The following is a 2,273-nucleotide window of genomic DNA, read 5'->3' as shown; positions in this document are numbered from 1 at the left end:
GTAGAGTAAGAGGCAGGGCGTAGTCGGACTATCTCCCTGCCTCTCCTCTCCGAACCGGACGTGCACCTTTCAGCGCATCCGGCTCTCCGTCTAAACGCTGGCAAAGGCCATCGCGACTTCAGGAAAACGAGAGGTCCACGTGTTTCTGGATTCAGTCTTCAGGTAGGGATTCCCCTCCGGAAGACGCCAACGGAATCGCTTTTTCCCATGACCGACGAGTCGGTAAAGGATAGCTCCACTGAGTAACCCGTGGTTGGTTTTGCCATACAGCACCCAGGTCTTACTTTTACCCGAGGCTGGGGCTTTGAACCAATGGCGCATCAGTGGTTTGAGCCGGGAGCGATACTTATGGCCCAGCCAATGGGCCAGTTTCCAGAACACCACACCATCGATGTAGCTGAACATTTTCGCTTTGTGGTCGACGAACTGATAGAACGCCGCCCAGCCTTTCAGCTTTCGGTTGATGGATTCGACCATGTCGATTTTGCTTTCGCTGTGGTTGCCTGACAGCATGGCTGTTAATGATGCTGCAAAGTTACGTGCCTTATCCCTGGGGATTGTCGTCACCACCCGCATGTCGCCATAGCGGCTTCGCTTGCGGATGATACGGTGTCCCAGGAACACGAAGCCGTCGTTCACATGGGTAATCTTGGTTTTATCCATGTTCAATGTCAGCTTGAGAGTTCCTTCCAGCATCTCCCGACATTCTTCTCTAATCGCTTCTGCCTGGGATTTAGTACCCTTGACGATAACCACAAAATCATCGGCATAGCGGCAGTAGGCGACGGCAGGCTTCCATTGCCAGTCCTCTCGGATGGCTGTGCTTCGGCCGATCTGGATACTGTGGTTCCAGTACCATCGATCCTTCCGGGCCTTTTTACCGAGGTAGCGCCTATTCAGGTACTGATCGAATTCATGCAACATGATATTCGACAGCAGCGGTGATATGACGCCGCCCTGAGGCACGCCTTCACTGGCGGCCCGAAAGAGCCCTGCATCAACGTGGCCGGCTTTGATGAATCGCCAGAGAAGATTCAGGAAGCGTCGATCCCTGATTCTGCGACGTACAGCTTTCATCAAAAGCCGATGATGCACGGTATCAAAGTAGCTGGACAGATCCCCTTCGATGACCCAGCGTCCGCGCGTTTCCTTATTATCCGTCAGTTGCAGTTTCACTGTACGGATCGCGTGATGAACGCTCCGTTCCGGTCGGAAACCGTAGGAGAGCGCATGGAAGTCGCTTTCCCACATTGGCTCCATCGCCATAACCATGGCCCGTTGAACGATGCGGTCGCGCAGGGTCGGGATACCCAGTGGTCGTTGCTTGCCGTTGGCTTTCGGGATATACACCCTTCGGGCCGGTGACGGGCTATAAGCATCGGAGAGTAAATCGTTCCTGATTTGTTGGAGAATAGCCGGCAGCCTGGCCTGCACAGTCAGCTTGATCTCCCCGTCTATCCCGGGGGTGTTTGCCCCTTTGGAAGACAGAGTGATTCGAGCCGCTTCGGCCAGCCAGTCAGGCTGTGCTATCAGGCGCAACAACCGGTCCACCCGGCGGGCGGGGTCGGCTGCTGTCCAGGTCGCTAGCTTGCGTTGCATTTCGCTGATTATCAAAGGTCTTCACCTTGTTTGGTCAGGTAGTTTGCTTGGCAAACACGTTTAAACTGCTCCCCTTCGCCATGTAATGGGCTTTCCCCATCGCGGACTACTACGGGAGCTCCGCCAGTCAATTTGGCATCGGAGTCATGCCCCCTTGGCATCCAATATTGACCTTCCCCGGTTCACCTATCTGGACTCCAGCATGCTGAGGAGGCTGCCCATCGCACTCTTTATCCTTGCTTACCGCAAGTTGACAGGAAGCAGCAGTCCGCTCTGTGATGGATACTGCTGTCCCGAAGTCCGTGCTATCTGTTCGAACTTCTTCGTTCGGCAGCGCTTACGTCTCAGACTGCCTTACCTTCCTGTACGGCTTGTCAGGTCACGTAAGCCGTGGTGACATTTCAACCCACAGAGGCGGATGAATGGGTTCATGTTCTTCAGCCTTTCAGCACTCAGCCTTGAGGATCATCTTGGCTTAGTGACCTCGCCTCAATCCCCGTTGTCAGCGGGTTACATCACCCTGCGGGCATACCGCAGGTCACTGCCGCTCAGGCTCACCACCCTCACAGTGGGTGGGATTGTTTCGTTACTTCCTCGTGAAGTAATGGTTCAATATTCCAGATAGACTCGTGGTCCATTTGAGCTTCCATGCTCGCCCTGAACTCCGGGCACAC

1 protein-coding gene is annotated in these 2,273 nt (G+C 54.7%); it reads right to left on the bottom strand.

The window, feature by feature from the left end; all coding sequences use genetic code 11:
* Window positions 1–90: 90 nt before the first annotated feature.
* The gene (ltrA, locus tag G7A99_RS18310; RefSeq protein WP_371807633.1) at window positions 91–1,614 is read right to left on the bottom strand and encodes a group II intron reverse transcriptase/maturase; all 1,524 of its coding nucleotides are present in this window, start codon (window positions 1,612–1,614) and stop codon (window positions 91–93) included.
* Window positions 1,615–2,273 lie beyond the last annotated feature (659 nt).

The sequence above is a fragment of the Arhodomonas sp. KWT genome (genome assembly GCF_010993615.1).
The sequence above is the reverse complement of the archived record's forward strand: the minus strand, read 5'-3'. Positions and strand labels throughout refer to the sequence as shown.